This window comes from Peribacillus sedimenti (assembly GCF_046237635.1).
Taxonomy (GTDB): domain Bacteria; phylum Bacillota; class Bacilli; order Bacillales; family DSM-1321; genus Peribacillus; species Peribacillus sedimenti.
Map to the genome: position 1 here is coordinate 4,097,845 of NZ_CP143547.1, position 21,229 is coordinate 4,119,073.

Genomic DNA, 21,229 nt, shown 5'->3' on the forward strand with positions numbered 1-21,229 from the left:
AGGGGCGCTAAACTTTGGTTCCCATAAAAAAACCCCAAGCCATCGACTTGGAGTTTGAATGATTGCGGATGATTAAGCGTGTCTTGAAACTAATTCAGCTAATGCTTCTTTAGGCTGGAAACCGACCACTTTATCAACAACTTCACCATTTTTGAATAGAAGCAATGTTGGGATGCTCATTACACCGAATTTCCCAGCGGTTTCCTGGTTTTCATCAACATCGACTTTTACGATTTTAACAGTTTCACCCATTTCAGAATCTAATTCCTGAAGTACAGGTGCGATCATTTTACAAGGGCCACACCATGGAGCCCAAAAATCTGCAAGAACAAGACCTTCACTTGTTTCATTTGTAAAAGTTTGGTCTGTAGCATTTACAATAGCCATATTAAAAGCCTCCTAAATAGTACTTTCTTGAACCTACACACAGTATATCATCGTGATTGGAACCCTTGCTATTATTTTGCTCATTGCTAAGATTCCCACAAGAATTAGTTTTATGTATGGAAAAAGGCATTTGCCACATGAGCAAATGCCTTTTCCCAGTGATTTTTACGTGTATTCATCGTACAGCTTCCTTTTCTCTTCTAAGGACAAGGGCTGTGAATCAAGCATTTACCTTAAGCTTTTTGAATTCTTCTGTTAATAGAGGTACGACTTCAAATAAATCGCCGACAATTCCGTAATCTGCTACCTTAAAGATGCTTGCTTCAGGATCCTTGTTGATGGCAACGATTACCTTAGAGTTGGACATGCCTGCCAGGTGCTGAATGGCCCCGGAAATTCCGCAAGCAATGTACAAATCAGGTGTTACCACTTTACCAGTCTGGCCGATTTGTAATGAATAGTCGCAGTAGTCTGCATCACATGCTCCACGAGATGCACCGACGGCGCCTCCGAGGACCTGTGCTAATTCTTTTAATGGTTCAAAGCCTTCCACACTTTTAACTCCACGGCCTCCGGCAACAATAACCTTCGCTTCGGAAAGGTCCACACCTTCCGTTGCCTTGCGGACTACATCCTTGATAATAGTACGAAGATCCTTGATTTCCACCGAAAGAGAGGATACATCGCCAGAGCGGGACCCATCCTTCTGCAAGGGCTCAATATTATTAGGGCGGATTGTAGCAAACACAAGGCCATCGGTGATAATCTTTTTCTCAAATGCCTTACCGGAGTAGATCGGGCGAGTAAACACCAGATTGCCGCCTGCCGCGTCAATGGAAGTGACATCGGAGATAAGGCCGGAATTCAATTTCCCTGCGATGCGTGGCGCAAGGTCTTTTCCTAGAGCCGTATGCCCAAAGAACAGTCCTTCCGGCTTTTCAGAATCTATAACAGCCAGCAGAGCTTGGGAAAACCCATCAGAGGTATACTGTTTTAACTTTGCATCCTCTACTGTAACGACACGGTCAGCACCATATTGCACCAGTTCATTCGCAAGTCCGCTTACACTTTCGCCGATCAATACACCGACAATTTCTCCGCCATCAGCCGCAAGCTTTGCAGCTCCTATTGCTTCAAATGATACATTCCTTAATGAACCATCACGAACTTCCCCTAATACGAGAACCTTTCTAGACATTATAAAAACCTCCTGTGCTCTTGTTATTTCAATAACGTAATGAGAATTAGAATCCGCCTGACAAATGAGTTTGTCAAGGTACCATGCTTAGACTACTTTCGCTTCAGAGCGAAGAAGCTGAACCAATTCTGTTACCTGATCGCTGATTTCACCGCTGAGGACCTTTCCTGCTTCCTTCTTAGGAGGAAGATAGATTTCAATGGTTTTAGTTTTTGCTTCCACATCATCTTCTTCTAAATCAAGATCATCCAGTTCCAATTCGTCAAGCGGTTTTTTCTTTGCCTTCATGATTCCCGGTAAAGAAGGGTAGCGAGGCTCATTTAACCCTTGCTGTGCAGTTACAAGCAACGGAAGTGTTGTTTCAATCACTTCAGAATCACCCTCTACATCACGGGTAACGCTTACATTCGTGCCGTTGATTTCAAGCTTGGTGATAGTAGTGATGTAAGGAATATCCAAAATTTCAGCTACCCTAGGCCCCACCTGTCCTGAACCTCCATCGATCGCTACGTTCCCCGCCAGGATAAGGTCAGCCTCTTTATCCTTCAAATACTCTCCAAGAATCTTCGCAGTCGTAAACTGGTCGCCGTTTTCCACATCATCTTCTATATTAATAAGAACCGCTTTATCGGCACCCATAGCCAAAGCTGTACGGAGCTGTTTTTCTGTTTCTTCATTACCGACAGATACAACGGTTACTTCTCCACCTTGGGCATCGCGGACCTGGATCGCTTCTTCCACTGCATACTCATCATACGGATTTATAATAAATTCTGCTCCATCCTCATTGATCTTGCCGTTTGAAAGAGTTATTTTCTCTTCAGTATCAAAGGTTCTTTTTAATAATACATAAATATTCACGATTATCCCTCCTGAATTCTTTAGCTTTCGAATATTTGGAAAACTCGTAATAAAAGTGTGTGGCAACTGCAAGCTTGCAGGTACCACAGCCTGTTTATTTCATTTTATGAAAGACTGAATGTCTATTCAACTTCCGACTGGCCAAATTCTGAAATTTTAAGGTTTAGCCAGATTAACCATTACCATTTATCCTGGTTACAATCGGCTTTTTTTACTTGCCTTTGAAGACAGGCTCCCTTTTTTCAATGAAAGCACCAATTCCTTCCTTGGCATCCTCTGTAACAAAAACTGAACCAAAAGCTGCTGCTTCCTCTTCAACACCTTTATAGAAGCCATCATGTTTCGTATACCTTAATAGTTCAATAGCGGTTTTGAGGGCTATAGGGCTTTTCTTGGCAATCTTGAAAGCCATTTCCTTTGCTTTTGGCAACAGCTCCCCTTCGGAATATGCCTTGTTTGCCAATCCCAATTGAGCTGCTTCGTTGCCGGTAATAGGCTCACTCGTAAACAGCATTTCCGCTGCTTTGGCCGGGCCAACGAACCTTGGAAGCCTTTGCGTTCCGGCAAATCCAGGTACTAACCCTAGCTGGAGTTCAGGCAGTCCCAGCTTGGCATTTTCCGTTACAAGACGAATATGGCAGCTCATTGCAAGCTCAAGACCGCCTCCTAAGGCAGCACCATGAATGGCGGCAATAACCGGTTTAGGGAAATTTTCAAGCTTTTCAAAAACCTTCTGGCCTGCAGCAGCCACCCGTGAAAATTCTTCTCCGCTTGTCACGGTAGTGAATTCTTTAATATCAGCTCCTGCTGAGAAAAACTTGCCTTCTCCATGGATGACTATGACCCTTATTTCGTTATTTGCTTCGACTTCATCTAAAAAGGCCGAAATTTCTTTAATTAAACCAGATGACAGAGCGTTTGCTGGTGGCCTGTTAATTGTAAGAAATGCAACCTGGTTCTCAACTGTATATTGTAAAAAATCCATAGCCCATCCCCCTCCAGCTCTCCATGAGCAAAATAATATGTATTTGTGTTTTTCTTGATACAGTAAGCTGCAGCTTCTTAAACGACGGATTACAGTCGGCGTCCGGCTTTACATTTTTCCAGCACAGCCGCCGATCAGTAACCTGTGAACCTCTTCAGCCAGGTCGGTCAATGAATATTTTTGTTCATTCATTACCCAGGTGGTGGCCGTTTCATCAATGGTCCCGAAGATCATTTGCCTGGCCAGCCTTACATTTAAGTCCGGATGGAACTCACCTTTTTCCATCCCCTCCCGAATCAGCTGATCAATAACATTTAGGTAACCCCTCAGAACATCATTGATTCTAAGTCGAAGCTCTTTATTGGATTGTCTTAACTCTAGCTGGGTCACGACCGCCCAATCATGATCATCAGCAAGGTTTTGAAAATGTCTTTTAACCAGGGCTAGCAATTTGTCCGAAGTATTTTCTATCCCGATAATATCTTCCTGGATCTGTTCGACGAACTGGCCCATCTTCTCGTGAAATAATGAGATAAGGATATCCTCTTTATTTTTGAAATAAAGATAAATGGTCCCATCAGCAACGCCTGCTTGCTTGGCGATTTTTGAAACCTGGGCTTGATGGTACCCGTTCTCCGCTATCACAATGACAGCGGCATCAATAATCTGTTTATACTTGGGCCTGTTTTTCTTCACTGGACTTCCCCTTTCAGAGAAAATGAATGAATAATCATTCATATTTCTATAATAGAACGACACTTCGCTTCTGTCAAGATTTATCTCCCAATATCGACGTCTGTCTTTTCTTAAAGTTTGTCCAGTGTTTCTTTAAAAAAACAAGATTATGATTGTTACGCTTCTTTTTGGCGATCTTCAAGCTTTCTTGTTTCTTCTTCAACTAACGCTCTCCTCAGGATCTTTCCTACAGTCGTTTTTGGCAGCTCTTTTCTAAATTCATATATACGCGGAACTTTATATGACGCAAGATGTTTTCGTGCAAAAGCATTTAGCTCCTCTTCGGTTACGGAAGTCCCTTCCTTCAGGACAATATAGGCTTTTACCGTTTCTCCTCTGTATGGATCCGGCACACCTGCAACAACCAGTTCCTGAATTGCCTCATGCTCATATAATATTTCTTCTATTTCACGAGGATAAATATTGAAGCCTCCGGCAATTATTGTATCCTTTTTGCGGTCTACAACATAGAAAAATCCCTTTTCATCCATATATCCGAGGTCACCTGTCAGGAGCCATCCATTTCTAAAAGTCTGTGCCGTTTCTTCAGGCCTGTTCCAATATCCTTTCATAACTTGCGGCCCTTTTATGGCAATTTCTCCTATTTCCTTCGGCGGTAACGGTTCTCCGGTTTCCAAGGATAAAATAGCTGCATCGGTATCTGGCCATGGAACCCCTATACTTCCCTTTACACGAGGCTCATCCCACAGGAAATTTGAGTGTGTAACTGGAGATGTCTCAGATAGGCCATATCCTTCCACCAGTTTTCCGCCGGTTACTTTTTCAAAGCGTTCCTGAATTTCTACGGGCAGCGGTGCAGAGCCGCTGATGCAACAATCGATAGACGAGAGATCATATTTAGAAATATCAGGGTGGTTTAATAGCCCGATATAGATAGTTGGGGCACCTGGGAACATGGTAGGACGCTCTTTCTGAATTGTTTTTAGCGTAGTGGTGGCATCAAATTTAGGCAGCAATATCATCTCATTCGCTTCCATTACAGACAAAACCATAACCGCTGTCATTCCATAAACATGGAAAAATGGGAGTATACCCAGAACCTTTTCTTCTCCTCGCTTGCACTTGTACAGCCATGCTGAACTCATCTTTGTATTGGCAAGCAGATTTTTATGTGTCAGCATGACACCCTTTGGAAAACCTGTAGTTCCCCCTGTATATTGAAGGAGCGCCAGGTCATTTTCTATATCGACTGGCTCTTCTGTCAATGTCGGTACTGGTCCCTTCATTATTTCGGTAAACAGATGGTGGTTGCCTTCATGCTCGACCTTCACTACAATGCCGTATTCTTTCTTTTGGATGAAAGGATAAATTAAATTTTTTGGAAATGGAAGATAATCCTTGATAGCGGTTACAATAATATGTTTTATGTTGGTTCGTGGAGCAGTGCGTGAGACCCTGGGAAACAATATATCCATAGTGACAATCATTGATGCTCCCGAGTCATTCATTTGATATTCGATTTCACGCTCAGTATAAGTCGGATTAGTCGGCACTACTACTCCTCCAGCCATTAATATACCGAAGTAGCTGATGACGGCCTGCGGAGTATTCGGCAGCATGATTGCTACCCTGTCCCCTTTTTCAATCCCCAGATTATTTAAATAAGCTGCAAATTTTAAAGAAGATTGATATACTTCCTGGAAAGTTAATTTCTTTCCCATAAAATTGACGGATACCTTGTTCGGAAAATCTCCTGCGGACTCCTTTAAATAAGATTGCAAAGGTTTGTCTCCATAGGTCAGTTCCCGCGGTATTTGCGGCGGATAATAATCGAGCCACGATTTATTCGTCATAATACTCCTCCCTTGGGTTTTGTAGAAAAATTCTTACTATTTCCCATTATATTATAAGGTACTTATAGTGACAATTGTCTCCCCTAAAAATGTGGATTCTTCGGAATACGGAACATACAGAATAATAGAAAATAGAAAACTTAGCGTTGGCTGTTTATGTCCTACTGTGCATTTGAATAAGATGGCCAAATGGATCTGGCATTTAGGCAGCTATTGTTTGCGTTCCAGCGCGAAGACTCCTGCCAGCGGGACAGTTGAGGCCCCTCGGGGATTGATAGTGACGGAAGCTCACCGCCCGCACCGCGGAAAGCGAAGCGCCTGGAATGCTAATCAACTCCTCCGTTATGAGGCGAAATAAAAAACTGTAGGCAAGCACGATTTTTTATCGCGTTTGTCTACAGTCTGTACATCGAACATACTTTTTGGCTGAACAATCAAAGTGCATACATTATATAAATAAAACCCAAAATTAAGAAAACCCCGCTTATGACCATTAAAATCTTGGCTAGTCTCTCCAACCCGTCCCTCTCCTCTTTTTCTGGCAATTTCATGAAATGCCGGCTCCTATGACCAGGGAGAGGCCGGCCGAGATTATCAGCGAAACCAGTCCCACTGCCCGGTTATCCTTCTCAATTTCCTCGTCGATTTTGTAGCCCGGAGTCAAAAATTCAAATATAAAATAACCAGCCAGCAAAAGAATAAATCCAAAAATACCCCAGCCAATCATGGTCAGCAAGGAATCATGCTGTATAATGGAACTTCTGAAAATATTGGAAATACCTAAAATTTTTCCTCCTGTCGCCATGGCCACAGAAAGATTTCCTTTTTTGATTTCTTCCCAATTCTTATATTTTGTCACCAATTCAAACACAGCTAAAAATACGACGATACAAAGAATGACCACACTGTAATAAGCAGCTATGTTCACATACTCATTTTCCCAAAATTTTTCCATATAGAATTCCCCCGACTAATGGTGGGTTATTTAAATTCTACCACTGTGACCCCGGTTCCTCCTTCTCCGGCTTCCCCAAACCGGATCCGTTTTACGGAACGATGGTTTTTCAAGTATTCCTGCACACCTTGCCGTAATGCACCTGTGCCTTTCCCATGTATAATCGATACACGCGGATATCCTGCAAGAAGTGCATCATCTATATATTTCTCAACTCGTGAAAGGGCATTTTCAAAGCGTTCTCCGCGGAGATCAAGCTCGAGGCTGACATGATAGTCCTTGCCTTTTATATTTGTAAGCGGCTTTGTTTCTTTTTGTTTAGCAGCTTTAATGTATTCTAAATCCGATTCCTTTACTTTCATCTTCATTATACCAATCTGGACCTGCCACTCCGTATCTGAAATTTTCTCAATCAGATGGCCTTTCTGGTCGAAACTGATGACCTTTACCTCATCTCCCTGAGTGAAGGCATGGGCCTGTTTTTGCAGCTGTGGCTTTTGCTTCTTTGCCCTGCCAATGAAAGGTGCCGATTCTTCAAGTCGCCGCTTAGCTTCAATCAATTCGTGTTCCTTTACTTCCGCATTCTTTTCGAAGCGCAGGCGCCTTAGGTCAGAAATGATCTGTTCCGCTTCCTCTTTTGCCTTATCTACAAGCTCTGCTGCTTTTTCGGCTGCCTTTTCAATCATGGAATCCTTTTGTGCATAGTATTCGACGATTTGCTGCTGCAGGTCTTTATGAAGCTTCTCTGCTTGTTTTAGGTAATCCTCTGCTTCCTCCCTGTCCTTTTCAGCCTGTCTCCTGCTGTCTTCAAGTGAAGCAATCATGTTTTCCACTTTATTTGTGTCAGTGCCGACATGGCCGCGTGCGTGTTCAATCACCCAATCATTAAGTCCAAGGCGTTTGGATATTTCAAAAGCATTGCTTCGTCCCGGGACACCGATCAATAATTTATAGGTTGGCCTCAAGGATTCAACATCAAATTCCACGCTTGCATTTATGACTCCTTCACGGTCATATCCATACGCTTTTAATTCAGGATAATGCGTTGTCGCGATTACCCGTGCCCCTCTATTGTACACCTCGTCCAGGATGGAAATTGCAAGTGCTGCTCCTTCCTGCGGGTCTGTGCCTGCACCGAGTTCATCGAACAAGACCAGGCTGTTACTTTCGAAATTCTTTAGGATCTCCACTATGTTCACCATATGGGAAGAAAAGGTACTTAAACTCTGTTCGATGGACTGCTCGTCTCCTATATCCGCAAAAACCGACTGAAATACCGCTGTTTCCGAACCATCCAATGCCGGGATGTGTAAGCCCGCCTGCGCCATAAGCGTGCATAATCCGATTGTCTTAAGGGTAACTGTTTTTCCACCGGTATTTGGGCCGGTTATTACTATAGTTGAAAATTCCTCACCCAAATAAATATCGTTTGGCACTACTTCTTTCTCGTCGATCAACGGGTGCCTTGCCTTGTAAAGCTTCACCCTGCCCTCATTATTCAGTGCAGGTTTAGAGCCTTTGATTGCCTTGGCATATCTCGCCTTGGCATACAAAAAGTCAATATGGGCCAGTACCTTTACATTTTGCAAGAGCTCATGAGTGTGTTCACCAACTACAGCAGACAATTCGATCAGGATCCTTTGAATCTCCTGCTGCTCCTTCACCCGTGTTTCCTGAAGGACATTGTTCAATTGGACAATGACCTGAGGTTCGATGAAAAGAGTCTGCCCTGAAGATGACTGATCATGAATAATGCCGCCATAGTTGCTTCGATATTCCTGCTTTACCGGAATAACAAATCGGTCGTTTCTGATTGTTATAATTGCATCTGAAAGCATCTTCTGCGCATTCGAAGACCGAATCATGCTTTCAAGTTTCTCCCTGACCCGAGCTTCATTCGTCCGCAGCTGATTTCTTAACATCCGTAGATTTTCGCTTGCGGAATCCAGTACTTCACCATGCTCTCCTATGGCATAGGAAATAGTCTGCTGAAGGTCATGAAGCGGTATAAGATTATTTATATATTCAAGGATAAACGGAAGTTCATGGCCATCTTCTGTCATTTCCTCAAAAAAGCGAGAAAGAACCCTTCCGGCACGGATCGTGCTTGCAATTTCCATTAGTTCCTGAGGGCTTAGCATCCCTCCGATTTGAGCCCTTTTTGCATGAGGACGGATATCAAAGATGCCTCCTAGAGGGATGTTGCCTCTCAATCTGAACACCTTGGCTGCTTCGTCGGTCTCCTCCTGCCATTTTGCCACTTCCTCTAAATCGCCGGAAGGCTGCAGCTGGGCAGCCCTTTCCCTACCTATTGCAGAGCTCGTATAATTCAAGAGCTGTTCTTTAATTTTATCGAATTCCAATGTTCTTATTGCTTTATCATACATGGAGTCAAATCCTCCTCTAGTCAATAACAATGTGTCGTAATCAGTTAATCATTACGTTTTAAGAATGCTAGTAAGCCATCTTTATCTTTGGCATTAAGCACAGTTGATTTTTTAAGCCAGCCCTTTTTAGCATAAGATACGCCAATCGGCATGTCTTCAAGCATATCTATACTATGCGCGTCGGTATTGATCACAATGGTAATTCCAGCGTCCTGCGCTGCCTTCAAATAAGGAGCCGCGAGGTCGAGCCGGTGTGGATTCGCATTAAGCTCGAGAGCAGTGTTGGTTTCTTTGGCCAATTGAATGAGTACCTCATAATCTACCTCATAGCCTGTCCTTCTTCCTATTACTCTGCCCGATGGGTGAGCAATAATGTCAACATGCGGATTTTGAAGGGCTGTTTTTAAACGTTCCATTATTTTTTCTTTCGGCTGTGAAAAACTGGAGTGGATCGATGCAATTACCAAATCCAGCTCTGAAAGCAGGGCATCCTCATAATCCAATGAACCGTCAGGAAGTATATCCATTTCAATACCGGATAGTATGGTGATATCCTCATATTTATCATTAAGGCTGCGGATTAATTCTTTTTGTTCCCGTAACCTTTCGACAGAAAGACCGTTAGCCACTCTTAAATACTTGGAATGGTCGGTTATCGCCATATATTTGTACCCTTTTTTGATGCATGCCTCTATCATTTCTTCTATGGAATGGGCCCCATCACTCCAGGTCGAGTGCATATGAAGGTCTCCATTTATATCTTCCAGAGATATTAACTCCTTCTCACCCTGGAACTGTTCCACCTCAGTTCCATCCTCACGGGCTTCCGGAGGGATAAAAGGAAGGCCAAAATGAGAAAAGAAATCTGACTCTTTTTCAAATGTAATAATCTCGCCTGTTTCTATGACTTCCACACCATATTCACTGATCTTTTCTCCTCTATCCTTGGCAAGCTGTCTCATTCTGACATCCTTTGAACCAGTAAAATGGTGCAGGGTAGTGATGAATTCCTGATCCTCCACTAGCCTGAAATCAACAGAGACATCATATTCATAGCCAAGGGTCACTGACACCTTTGTATCGCCAGCTGCAATCACCTGCTTCACGCCCGGCAAAGCCAGCAATTGTTCCTTTACCTCGGATGGACTGTCGGTAGAGATGATAAAATCTAGATCTTTTATAGTTTCCCTCATCCGGCGGATACTGCCAGCTCTTGAGTACCTGATTACATGTGGCAACTCTGCCAGGTAGGTTTCAATTTCTTCTGCAATCGGAAGCATAAAGGCGAGCGGAAGCCTTTCCGGACGCGACCCCACTTCTGCTATTGCAGCCAGGATTTTCTCTTCGGTCTTTTTCCCAAAGCCCGCAAGATCCCTTACACGCCCTTCTTCACAGACACGCTTTAAATCGTTTATGTCATTAACATGCAGTTCCTTGTGCAGCTTGGCTATTTTCTTGCCACCCAAGCCCTGGAGCTGAAGAAGAGGAATAAGCCCCTTAGGAACTTCCTCCTGGAGCTCTTCCAGCACAGTGGACTTTCCCTCCTGCAAATATTCTTCTATAACGGCAGCTGTACCCTTGCCTATGCCATTTAAAGCAGTGAAATCTTCAATGGCTGCCAATGTGCGGTCGTCAGTTTCAAGCGCACCTGCCGCTTTCCTGAAGGCTGAAACCTTAAACGGATTCTCACCTTTTAACTCCATATATACAGCTATTGTTTCAAGCAATCTAATTACATCTTTTTTATTGAGTGCCATTCTATTTCACCTGCCATCAAATATTTTAATATAGAAAACTGATATAGTACTGTATTGTCATGAATTAGTAAACCATAAGCTCATCAAAATGCTGGGCTTTTATCCCTCTCTAACATACAATCCGCCGCGAAAAATCACAAGCCGTACGGATTTCAGCATTATATATACGTACCCGTCCGACATAAAGTTTCAACAGGAAATCGGGCATTAAAAGGTCCCTCTCCAATCTGATAAACAGGCCAAACACAGCCAGCATCCAATTAAGAGAGAGACGAAAATAATTTTTCATATGAATTTACAATTTTATGTACGCAAACCAAAGGTCCTTTACCATACCGGAAAGCAACGGGGTCTTCTCTATAATTGCACTGGCCAGAACAGAATTGGAAATAGGCCCTTGAACTTGTTCAACAGGAAGAAGGGCGGCTATGTATAATACAATAAACATGATAAGATATACTTCTATAAATCCAAGAATTCCCCCTGCCCACCTGTTGATCTGCTTTAAAATGGGCAAATGTGCGATAAAATCCAGCATGGAACCTATCATTTGCCAAATGATTTTGGCAGCAAAGAAAATGATCGCAAATGAAATCGCATTATAATAAGCATGATCCAACCCGGTGCCATCAAATATCATTTTTATGGCGGACGAATTTCCGAGAGAAGGGTAAGGTATCCATAGCTTTAATTTAGGGGCCAGCTCATCGTAGTACAAGTACGCAATTACGAAGGCTGCTATAAAGCCAGTCAGGTGAATAAGCTGAAGAATGAAGCCTCGCCTTAAGCCGATCAGAAAGCCCAGGATAAGGATGGCTAAAATCGCTAGGTCAAGCATTTACTCAGTCCTTTTCGTTCTTTATTTCCAGTTCCAGCTGGTGTATTTCATCTTTAAGTTTCAAATAATCATGCATAGCATTTACTGCTGTCAGCACGGCCAGTTTGCCAGTGTCTAAATGCGGGTTCTTCGAGCTGATCTCGCGCATTTTGTCATCGACCATAGATGCGACAAGACGTATATGACTGGAGCTTTCAGTGCCCACAATGGTATATTGCTGCCCATATATATCAACCGTAATTTTATTTTTTTTCACGTCTGACAAGGTGATATGCCTCCAATCTAAAGAATCCTAATCTATATCATATCATGAACCTTTTCACGGTGAAAGAGAGAGGATACAAATGCCGCTGACATTTTCCAAAAAACGACATTTACACATTGATAAAGGAGTGTACTAAATGAGCCAAGTAGTTTTAAAACGATCCCCAGCAGAAATCACAAATATGCAAAGCTTCTATCAGTCTTCGCTTTCACCCAGCCAGCCGCCTGGAAGTGTTTTTTTCGCCAAAATTCCGGGATGCTCAATTACTGCATATAAATCCGGAAAAGTATTATTCCAGGGAACACAAGCCGGGTTGGAAGCCAAAAGATGGGCAAAAGATACCGAAGAACAGCAACCAGGCAAGAAAACAGGCACAGCAGTTTCTGTTAAAACGCATAGCTATTCTCCTCCCGCTGACATTGGAAAAATGTCGATCATAGGTTCGGATGAAGTTGGGACTGGTGATTATTTCGGTCCCATAACTGTAGTTGCTGTGTATGCAAAAAAAGAACAAATTGCTCTTTTGAAGGAACTCGGAGTCAAGGATTCCAAAAACCTGAACGATAAACAAATTGCTGAAATAGCAACCCAGATCAAGCACATTGTACCTTTTAGCCTTCTAACCTGCGATAATGCTAAATATAATGAATTACAGTCCAGAGGAATGTCCCAGGGAAAGATGAAGGCCATATTGCACAATCAGGCCATAAAACATGTCATCAAAAAAATTGAGCCTGATGCCGCAGAAGCAGTCCTGATAGATCAATTCGCTCAGCCCGATGTATTTTTTAATTACTTAAAAGGACAAGAACTATTCAAAGCAAAAACCATTTATTTAAGCACAAAAGCGGAAGGGCTACATGTTGCAGTTGCAGCCGCCTCCATCCTTGCAAGATATGCCTTTGTTAAGCATTTTGAAAAATTAAGTGAAAAAGCAGGCTTCACCATACCAAAGGGGGCAGGTCCTGCTGTGGACGAAGCAGCCGCAAGACTAATCAGTCAAAAGGGACAGACTGCCCTTCGAGAGTTTACGAAAATTCATTTTGCAAACACTGAAAAAGCAACCAGGATCTATAATAAAAAATTCAAATAAAGGCAGCTGTACTCCAATGAATTCCAATCCAAACCGAAGCGGAATATACACTGTACCACAGGCTTCCGATATACAGTACAGCTTACTACGACGGCAAGTTCGATAGACTTACATAATACACTCTCTATTTTTGACCAGACTTCGACCCATGAAGCACCATGAATGGCCGCATTTTAACGATATGGAATCAGGTTCTGCAAACCGAATGGAGGAAAAGTATATTATTAGGATTGTAATCTCCTCCTTATAAGCGGATGTTTTACCAACTAATGGATCGGTTACAGGCAGCTTGCAGAATAAAAACTCTTTTGCGGGTACAAGACCGTACAAATGGAATACGAAAAAACGGTTTTGGCAATTTTTATAACTGGTGTAACTCGGGATTGGAATGCGTTTCGCGCAGCAATACCCCGACGTTAATGCTACATTAAAAAGCAAACTGCCTGGATATTTTTATCCAGGCAGTTAACATATTAACCCCTTAATTCCGCACCTGCTTTATCCTTTACAGCCTGCAAAACTTTTTCATGGGTTTTAGTTACTTCTTCATCAGTAAGTGTACGTTCCGGATCAAAGTACTTCAGAGAGAAAGCGATGGACTTCTTGCCCTCTTCCATTTTATCTCCTTCATATAAATCAAAGATATTCACTTCTTTAAGCAGGCGGCCGCCAGCTTCAACAATCACACGCTGAATGTGTCCGGCTACAGTTTCCCTGTCCACGACAAGCGCAATATCTCTGGTTACAGAAGGGAAACGCGGGATTGACTGATATTGAATTGGTTGTACTTCCGCTTGCGCAAGAGCCTTAAACGACACTTCAAAAATATAGGTTTCCTTTAAGTCCATTTCCCTTTGTATAGCTGGGTGAACCTGCCCTACATATCCAATGACCAGATCATTCAATAGGATTTCTGCAGTACGGCCCGGATGTAAATTCTTCACCTGAGCCTGCCTGAATGAAATACGATCCAGTACTCCAAGAGCATCAAATACCGTTTCTAATATTCCTTTGGCTACAAAGAAGTCTGCTTGTTTCTTTTCTGCCTGCCAAGGATGGGATTCCCACAGTCCCGTAATAGCTCCAGCAAGATGTTCCCTTTCTTCCGGAAGTGAATCATCTTCATTTTTCAGGAACACAGAACCAATCTCATACAAGGCCACTGAATCAATTTGACGTGCGATATTGTATTTGACTGCCTCTAACAGCTGAGGTACAATGCTGAGTCTCAGTTGGCTTCTTTCCTCACTCATCGGCATCGCAAGGCCAATGGAATCACGAGTTTCCAACGCAAACTGTGCAGCCTTTTCCAGGCTGGTGAGTGAGTAGGTTGTTGCCTGATACAGGCCTGCCCCTTCCAGCACCCGCCTTACCTGACGGCGCTTTTTCTGATATTCTGTCAGTTGCCCTGGTGTAGCTGCCCCTATCGGAAGGGTAGTAGGGAGGTTATCATAACCATATAACCTTGCAACCTCCTCAATAAGGTCTGCTTCAATGGTGATATCGCCTCGGCGTGTCGGAACAGTGACAGTAATCATATCATTCTCAGTTACTGTTTTGAATTGGAGCCTTGCAAAAATATCTTCTACTTCCTGAATCTTCAAATCCGTTCCAAGCGATCTATTTATCCGGTCAAGCGTTATGCTGACCACTTCGGGCTCGAATGTAAGATTATTTACTTCAACTGTTCCCGACAACACAGTTCCATTTGCGTAATCCGCCATTAGCTGTGCAGCGCGCTCTGCTGCTGGACGAACACGCTCTGGATCAATTCCTTTTTCATAACGGGCACTTGCTTCACTGCGAAGACCATGGTCCTTGGATGCCTTCCGGATAACACCGCCAGTGAAATACGCTGATTCCAGCACCACTGTGGTTGTGTCACTGGTAACCTCAGAATTTGCTCCGCCCATTACTCCTGCCAGGGCGATTGGCTGCTGGCCATTCGTAATAACCAAATGGTTTGAAGACAATACCCTTTCCACATCATCCAATGTGGCAATTTTCTCGCCTTCATTTGCCCTGCGTACCAGGATTTCTTTGGTCCCAATTTGATCGTAATCAAAGGCATGGAGCGGCTGGCCGTATTCCAACAGAATATAGTTGGTAATATCCACTATATTATTGTGTGGACGGATCCCGCTTGCCATCAATCTTGCCTGCATCCATAGCGGAGATGGTCCAATCTCTACATTTTTGATAACCTTTGCGATATATAGTGGATTATCTTCTTTCGCATCAACAGTCACTTTAATATAATCTGAAGCCTTTTCATCCGAATTTTCAGCATTCCCGGATGGCCATTTCACTTCTCGCCCAAGAATGGCCCCTACTTCATACGCGACACCCAACATGCTCATGGCGTCGGCTCGGTTCGGAGTCAAGCCCAATTCCAGTACTTCATCATGAAGGCCCAGATACTCAAGTGCATCAGCCCCAACCTCAGCGTCTTTTGGAAATACATAAATCCCTGTTGCAAAATCCTTCGCAACCAGTTTTGCTTCAATCCCCAATTCCTGTAGGGAGCAAATCATCCCATTAGATTCCTCGCCGCGCAGCTTAGCCTTTTTAATTTTAAAATTTCCTGGAAGTACCGCACCTACAGTGGCGACAGCAACCTTCTGCCCTTTATCGACATTGGGCGCTCCGCAAATGATTTGTACAGGATGTTCCTGGCCAATATCCACAAGACACTTATTTAATTTATCCGCATTAGGGTGCTGTTCCCTTTCAAGGACATGGCCTACTACCACTCCTTTTAACCCTTTGCTCTTTTGCTCTACTCCTTCTACTTCGATACCGCTTTTCGTGATTCTCTCTGCCAGTTCATCTGCCGTGATGCCTGAAAGATCCACGTAATCCTGCAGCCATTTATAAGAAACAAACATTAAAAATCCTCCTATTAAAAAATCGTATTTGTCACACGATAAGACGCTTTGTTGAAATGCATTCCTCAATCGTAAAAAATCTATCGAATTCTATTCCTGGCGATGGAATTGTCTTAAGAAACGCACATCGTTTGTATAGAAATGACGAATATCATCGACCCCATATTTCAGCATGGCAATACGCTCAGGTCCCATTCCGAAAGCGAAACCGGAATACTTGCTTGAATCGAATCCTGCCATTTCAAGGACGTTAGGATGGACCATGCCAGCACCCAATATTTCAATCCAGCCCGTTCCCTTGCATACACTGCAGCCGGTCCCTCCACAGAATTTACATGAAATATCCATTTCTACTGATGGTTCAGTGAATGGGAAGAAGCTTGGACGAAGGCGAATTTCGCGTTCTTGCCCGAACATCTTTTTGGCAAAGACCTCAAGCGTTCCTTTTAGGTCACTCATACGGATATGTTCATCGATTACCAGGCCTTCGATCTGCATAAACTGATGGGAATGAGTGGCATCATCGTTATCTCTCCGATATACTTTTCCCGGACAAATAATCTTAACCGGCCCTTTTCCTTTATGCTTTTCCATCGTTCTTGCCTGTACTGGAGAAGTGTGTGTGCGCATCAAGATTTCTTCTGTGATATAGAAAGAATCCTGCATATCACGTGCCGGATGCCCCTTCGGCAGATTCAGCGCTTCAAAATTATAATAATCTGTTTCCACCTCAGGACCTTCCGCTACCTCATACCCCATTCCAATAAATAAATCTTCAATTTCTTCAATGATTTTCGTTAGCGGATGGTGACCGCCTTTCTTTACAGGACGGCCTGGCAAAGTAACGTCAATTTTTTCTGCTGCAAGTTTTTCATTTACGGCAGCATCTTCAAGGGCCTTTTGCTTTTCCTCAATTCTTGATGCAATTTCTTCTCTTACTTCATTGGCCAATGCTCCAATCCTTGGTCTTTCTTCGGCGGAGAGCTTTCCCATTCCGCGAAGCACCTCAGTAATCGGCCCCTTCTTTCCTAAATAAGCTACTCGGATTTCATTCAGCTGCTTTAAATCCGATGCATTTGAAACCTTGTGCAGTGCTTCTGACTGCAATTCCTGTAAGCGTTCCTGCATGTTTTAGTCCTCCTTCAATGATTTGAATGTTAATTATGGTCTTTCGGCATTTTCACTGCGCTCTTTCAAGCACAAAAAAACCTCCTCCCAAAAGGGACGAGGTTTATGTATCGCGGTACCACCCTTATTAGTGCCAATTTCCAATAGCACTCACTCAAATAGGATAACGGCTTATGCCGATGCATCTTTCGGATACGCGCCAGGTTTCATAAAAGAAACTGGAATGCTCACCTTCCCGATGCCGACTCGAGAGGTGAATTCACTAGGGCAGGGCCGTAAAAATGCTTTCAGTCTGCGGCATTTTCTCCCTAAACGGTTTTCCTTAGTTACTATTCTCTGTCTTCGTCTTTAAATATTATAAAATTTGTGTTTAATTATAGTATATTTTTCGTCCGTTTTCAAATTGATTATTATTTTTTTAGAGGCTGTCAGATGTGCTACTGTTTCCGGAGTGAATACATTAAAATGCCTGCTGCAATACCGACATTAAGCGACTCACTTCTTCCATATATCGGGATATAAAGGTTTTGGGTTGTCTGTGACAGCAGCTCTTTACTGACTCCCTGGCCTTCATTACCAACCAGAAGAGCAAAGGATTCACCCTTCTCTGCTTCTTCGTAATGAACACCGTTTTCAAGTGCAGTGCCGTAAACTGGAATTCCCTTTTCCTTTAAGTCGGCAACCACATAATCCAGTTTTTCTTTTATCAAGGCAATATGAAACAGACTCCCTTGAGTTGCCCTGATCACCTTTGGATTATATGGGTCGGCACATCCTTCTCCTAAAAAAATGGCATCCATCCCTGCGGCATCTGCAGTACGGATGATCGTGCCCAGATTTCCCGGGTCCTGAATATGATCGAGCAGAACGGCTCTCCTTATATCAAGCTCTTCTTTTGCAATCTGCTTTTGCTCACAAACCGCCGCAATTCCTTGTGGTGTTTCCGTATCGGAAATTGCTTTTAAAACCTCATTTGCCGCATAGGTAACTTCTACGCCAGATATATCCAGGGATGCAGGCAGTACAGCATCACGGCTGATGATGACCTCTTGCACGAGGTCCTTCTCTTTAAGTGCCTCCTCTACCAGATGAAAGCCTTCTATTATGTATGTCCCAGTCTTATCTCTTTCCTTCTTGGCCAACAATTTCTTCCATTGTTTCACCTTCGGATTTTTGGCACTTTCAATGTATTTCAAAAGTAACTCTCCTTTTACATGTTCCTGATTTTCCTATTATATCGTAATCCTGATACATAATGCATGCCATAACGTGAAAAGATATGGATGTGAGATATCATGACTGAATGGGAGGCTTGTCAAATGAACTTTAACCTTCGGAATGCCATTTATCAAAATATTTCAGGCAACACGCAGGAACAGCTTGAAGACACAATTGTGGACGCCATTCAGGCTGGTGAAGAAAAGATGCTGCCCGGATTAGGGGTATTGTTTGAGGTAATTTGGCAAAATTCCTCCGAAAAAGAAAGAAATGATATGCTCCAGGCTCTAGAAAGTGGATTAAAACAGCGATAGCCGTAACGGCTATTGCTGTTTTACGATGATCGTAACCAACAAAAAGGAAGCCCGGCAATAGCCGGGCCTATTTGTTACAGTTTATCTGTATCTATTTTATTATCGATATATCGCTTATCTGCTCGAATGCTGTTATCTGCATCATTTAAATCCATTCTGGTCCTTCTGTCACCATCCAGGAGAGCTCTGCCATCTTCGGAAATCTCAACATCCTCTTTCTTTACCGTATCCTGTACCTGCTGTGTTTCCTGAACAGTGCGTTTGCCAATGATGACTTCTTCCGTTACAACCGGCCTCTTCGTCACTTCCACTCGCTCTTCCGTAAGAGGAATCCTGATTGATTCTCCATCCGTAATCGGTCCTGCATTCAAATCGTCCGTTCCCTCAGTCACCGGGCGGCGCTCTACATATAGTTCTTCGCGTTCGACAGGCACATTCACTGTTTTGACTTCTTCCGTTACTTCCTTATTTAACACCACTTCACCAGCACTTACTTCTTCTTTGTTTACCTCAAGCTGTTCCTCCCTTAGCCTGATGGTGCGTTCTTCATCATCTAGATCACGATTTAGATTCCCTCGAATAGTGCGGTCTTCCTCGGTTAGTTCGCTATTCCAATTGCCGCGCATGGTGCGTTCTTCGGCGGTTAAATCGCGATCCCGGTCCCTTCGTGCGGTACCTAGTGAATCTGAAAATTCTGGGCTGCCAGTAGTCGCCAGGGTATCAGGGAACACATTCGGATCCGGATTATTAGTTAGTCCGGCTGTTCCCCTGTTTAAGGTGTCATTTGTATCCGTATATAGGGTATCCTGTGTATCGATGCCGGCTGCAGACTGATCAACCAGAACCACTATTCTTCCTGCTTCGACATCATTAACATATTCAGCAGCCTCGGCATCGCTCAATCCAGCTGCGGTCAATCTGTCCTGCAGGCCATATGTTCCATCGTTCATAAAGAATCGCATGACCTTGTCCATAAATGAATCATCGTGATCAGTATTATTTGTTACTGTATTTACGTCTCTTGCTGCGCCTCTCAGATTCAGCGTTTCCTCATTATCCGCAATAACCGTAATATCATCACTATCGAAACCTTTTGCCTTTAATGAGTTAATAGCCTGAATAACCTCCGGGCTGGAATTATAGACTCCATATACTGTTTTATCCATTATAACTCCTCCTTGAAATTTATTGCTTTGTGCCATGTTCAATATTTACCCGCGGGAGCAGTTCGTAAACAGAAAAAAACAGTTAGCGGCAAGACAGTCAACTAGTAAATTTTGCCTTACGGCGAATTTCATGCTTCATTTAAATTTTTGGTCAAATTCGTAAGGAAAGCAGAAGAAAGCAGCCGAAGCCGTCAAGGAATACATCTGGCAGAAGTATTAAAGAAACGTAACTGCAATGAGGGATATTGGGCTATTTTTTACATTACTGAAAAAAGGAGCCTTCATATTCAAAATGAAGGGCCACACTTGTTTTATAGCTGAAATAAGGGCCATCCTATGGATAATGAAGAAGAGAAATACCTAAGGACTATATCTGAAATACCAGAGTACATAGGGGTGATGAGCGACTCATTTGTTTTATATGAAGAAAGGTTTTTCATATTACATATGAAAGATATGAATTACCCCTAGAAATCTACCACGCAAAAAACATCCTTCACTACAGGCAGTGAAGGATGTTTAAACTCATTACGCAAAACGAACAGTTGCGTCCAATGGCAAGCGTGTTGTCTGGAATGCCGGTGCCGCTGCTTTCCCGATCGCAATCAATACAATCGGAAATTCATTATTTGCAAGGTTGAATTTCTGGCTAAATTTAGCCTTATCAAAACCCCCCATCGGGACGGTATCATAACCTCTTGCTTTAGCAATGAGCATCAGCTGCATGGAAACAAGCCCAGCATCAAAATTGGCGATATTCTGCCTTACTGAATCTGGAAGTTTTGGATACAGCTGATTTGTACCTTCTACCAATCGCTTCATATTAGCTTCATCCACTAAGCCTGCTTCGAAGCTTTGGCTATAGATCTTTTCTACGTTTTTATATGCTTCTGTATCGCCAAGTACGGCGATCACAGCTGAACTGGTTTCAACCTGTGCCTGGTTATTGGCGATTTCCCTAAGCTCTTTTTGTGTTTCCTTATCATCAATGACAATGAACCGCCATGGCTGAAGATTGCTGGAAGATGGCGCCAGCATAGCTTCCCTAAGCATATCCTCGAGTTCTTCACGAGGTATTGTGACTGTGTCGTCATATACCCGTACAGATTTTCTTTCCTGAATAACTTCCTGCAGAGTTTTCTCTGATAGTGTAGACATTGTAAGTTCCTCCCTGTTATCGACTCACTTATAATAACGATATATGTAACTTACTAAAAGTAAGTATTAGGAGTCAAATGTA

Annotated in this window: 18 protein-coding genes and 1 other annotated feature; of the genes, 2 read left to right on the forward strand and 16 right to left on the reverse strand. The window is 43.1% G+C overall.

Annotated elements, in window-relative coordinates; all coding sequences use genetic code 11:
• Positions 1-72: 72 nt before the first annotated feature.
• From trxA to zapA, 11 genes are all read right to left on the reverse strand, one after another.
• Positions 73-387: a thioredoxin gene (gene trxA / locus V1500_RS20125; RefSeq protein WP_409302054.1), complete on the reverse strand. Its 315-nt coding sequence runs from the start codon at positions 385-387 to the stop codon at positions 73-75.
• Positions 388-607: 220 nt separating this feature from the next.
• Entirely contained in the window at positions 608-1,585 is a 978-nt protein-coding gene (locus V1500_RS20130) for an electron transfer flavoprotein subunit alpha/FixB family protein (RefSeq protein ID WP_409302056.1), read from the reverse strand.
• Positions 1,586-1,672: 87 nt separating this feature from the next.
• A complete protein-coding gene (locus tag V1500_RS20135) occupies positions 1,673-2,446 on the reverse strand; it encodes an electron transfer flavoprotein subunit beta/FixA family protein (RefSeq protein ID WP_409302058.1) in 774 nt (257 codons plus the stop codon).
• Between the two features lie 211 nt (positions 2,447-2,657).
• Entirely contained in the window at positions 2,658-3,431 is a 774-nt protein-coding gene (locus tag V1500_RS20140; RefSeq protein ID WP_409302060.1) for an enoyl-CoA hydratase, read from the reverse strand.
• Positions 3,432-3,539: 108 nt separating this feature from the next.
• Positions 3,540-4,127, reverse strand: coding sequence for a TetR/AcrR family transcriptional regulator (locus V1500_RS20145; RefSeq protein WP_409302062.1), 588 nt, complete (start codon positions 4,125-4,127; stop codon positions 3,540-3,542).
• Between the two features lie 155 nt (positions 4,128-4,282).
• Positions 4,283-5,980, reverse strand: coding sequence for a long-chain-fatty-acid--CoA ligase (locus V1500_RS20150; protein WP_409302063.1), 1,698 nt, complete (start codon positions 5,978-5,980; stop codon positions 4,283-4,285).
• A 547-nt stretch (positions 5,981-6,527) separates the two neighbouring features.
• Positions 6,528-6,935, reverse strand: coding sequence for a DUF350 domain-containing protein (locus V1500_RS20155; RefSeq protein WP_409302065.1), 408 nt, complete (start codon positions 6,933-6,935; stop codon positions 6,528-6,530).
• A gap of 26 nt (positions 6,936-6,961) precedes the next feature.
• Complete coding sequence (locus V1500_RS20160) at positions 6,962-9,322, reverse strand: endonuclease MutS2 (RefSeq protein ID WP_409302067.1); 2,361 nt, start codon at positions 9,320-9,322, stop codon at positions 6,962-6,964.
• 44 nt (positions 9,323-9,366) lie between these two features.
• Positions 9,367-11,079: a DNA polymerase/3'-5' exonuclease PolX gene (polX, locus tag V1500_RS20165; RefSeq protein WP_409302068.1), complete on the reverse strand. Its 1,713-nt coding sequence runs from the start codon at positions 11,077-11,079 to the stop codon at positions 9,367-9,369.
• A gap of 295 nt (positions 11,080-11,374) precedes the next feature.
• Entirely contained in the window at positions 11,375-11,917 is a 543-nt protein-coding gene (locus V1500_RS20170) for a CvpA family protein (protein ID WP_409302070.1), read from the reverse strand.
• Positions 11,918-11,921: 4 nt separating this feature from the next.
• Positions 11,922-12,182 (reverse strand): cell division protein ZapA, encoded by a 261-nt coding sequence (gene zapA / locus V1500_RS20175; RefSeq protein WP_409302072.1) that lies wholly within the window; start codon positions 12,180-12,182, stop codon positions 11,922-11,924.
• Between the two features lie 136 nt (positions 12,183-12,318).
• On the opposite strand from zapA, the gene rnhC reads away from it, so the two are divergent.
• Positions 12,319-13,275, forward strand: coding sequence for a ribonuclease HIII (gene rnhC, locus V1500_RS20180; protein WP_409302073.1), 957 nt, complete (start codon positions 12,319-12,321; stop codon positions 13,273-13,275).
• 473 nt (positions 13,276-13,748) lie between these two features.
• On the opposite strand, the gene pheT is transcribed toward rnhC, so the two are convergent.
• The 3 genes from pheT to V1500_RS20195 form a co-directional block, all read right to left on the reverse strand.
• Positions 13,749-16,163, reverse strand: a complete 2,415-nt coding sequence (gene pheT / locus V1500_RS20185) for a phenylalanine--tRNA ligase subunit beta (protein ID WP_409302075.1) — start codon at positions 16,161-16,163, stop codon at positions 13,749-13,751.
• 90 nt (positions 16,164-16,253) lie between these two features.
• On the reverse strand, positions 16,254-17,291 hold the full coding sequence (gene pheS, locus V1500_RS20190) for a phenylalanine--tRNA ligase subunit alpha (RefSeq protein ID WP_409302076.1): 1,038 nt from the start codon (positions 17,289-17,291) through the stop codon (positions 16,254-16,256).
• Between the two features lie 89 nt (positions 17,292-17,380).
• Positions 17,381-17,643, reverse strand: a binding site (T-box leader).
• A gap of 85 nt (positions 17,644-17,728) precedes the next feature.
• Positions 17,729-18,487, reverse strand: a complete 759-nt coding sequence (locus V1500_RS20195) for a TrmH family RNA methyltransferase (protein WP_409302078.1) — start codon at positions 18,485-18,487, stop codon at positions 17,729-17,731.
• 123 nt (positions 18,488-18,610) lie between these two features.
• Between V1500_RS20195 and sspI the strand changes: the two genes are divergently transcribed.
• The gene (sspI, locus tag V1500_RS20200; RefSeq protein WP_409302080.1) at positions 18,611-18,823 is read left to right on the forward strand and encodes a small acid-soluble spore protein SspI; all 213 of its coding nucleotides are present in this window, start codon (positions 18,611-18,613) and stop codon (positions 18,821-18,823) included.
• 74 nt (positions 18,824-18,897) lie between these two features.
• Here the strand turns inward: sspI and V1500_RS20205 are convergent, their stop codons facing one another.
• Both V1500_RS20205 and V1500_RS20210 read right to left on the reverse strand, forming a co-directional pair.
• Positions 18,898-19,989 carry a YsnF/AvaK domain-containing protein gene (locus V1500_RS20205; protein WP_409302082.1) on the reverse strand — a complete coding sequence of 364 codons (1,092 nt, stop codon included), beginning with the start codon at positions 19,987-19,989 and terminating at the stop codon, positions 18,898-18,900.
• Positions 19,990-20,517: 528 nt separating this feature from the next.
• Positions 20,518-21,147 carry a nitroreductase family protein gene (locus V1500_RS20210; protein ID WP_409302083.1) on the reverse strand — a complete coding sequence of 210 codons (630 nt, stop codon included), beginning with the start codon at positions 21,145-21,147 and terminating at the stop codon, positions 20,518-20,520.
• Positions 21,148-21,229 lie beyond the last annotated feature (82 nt).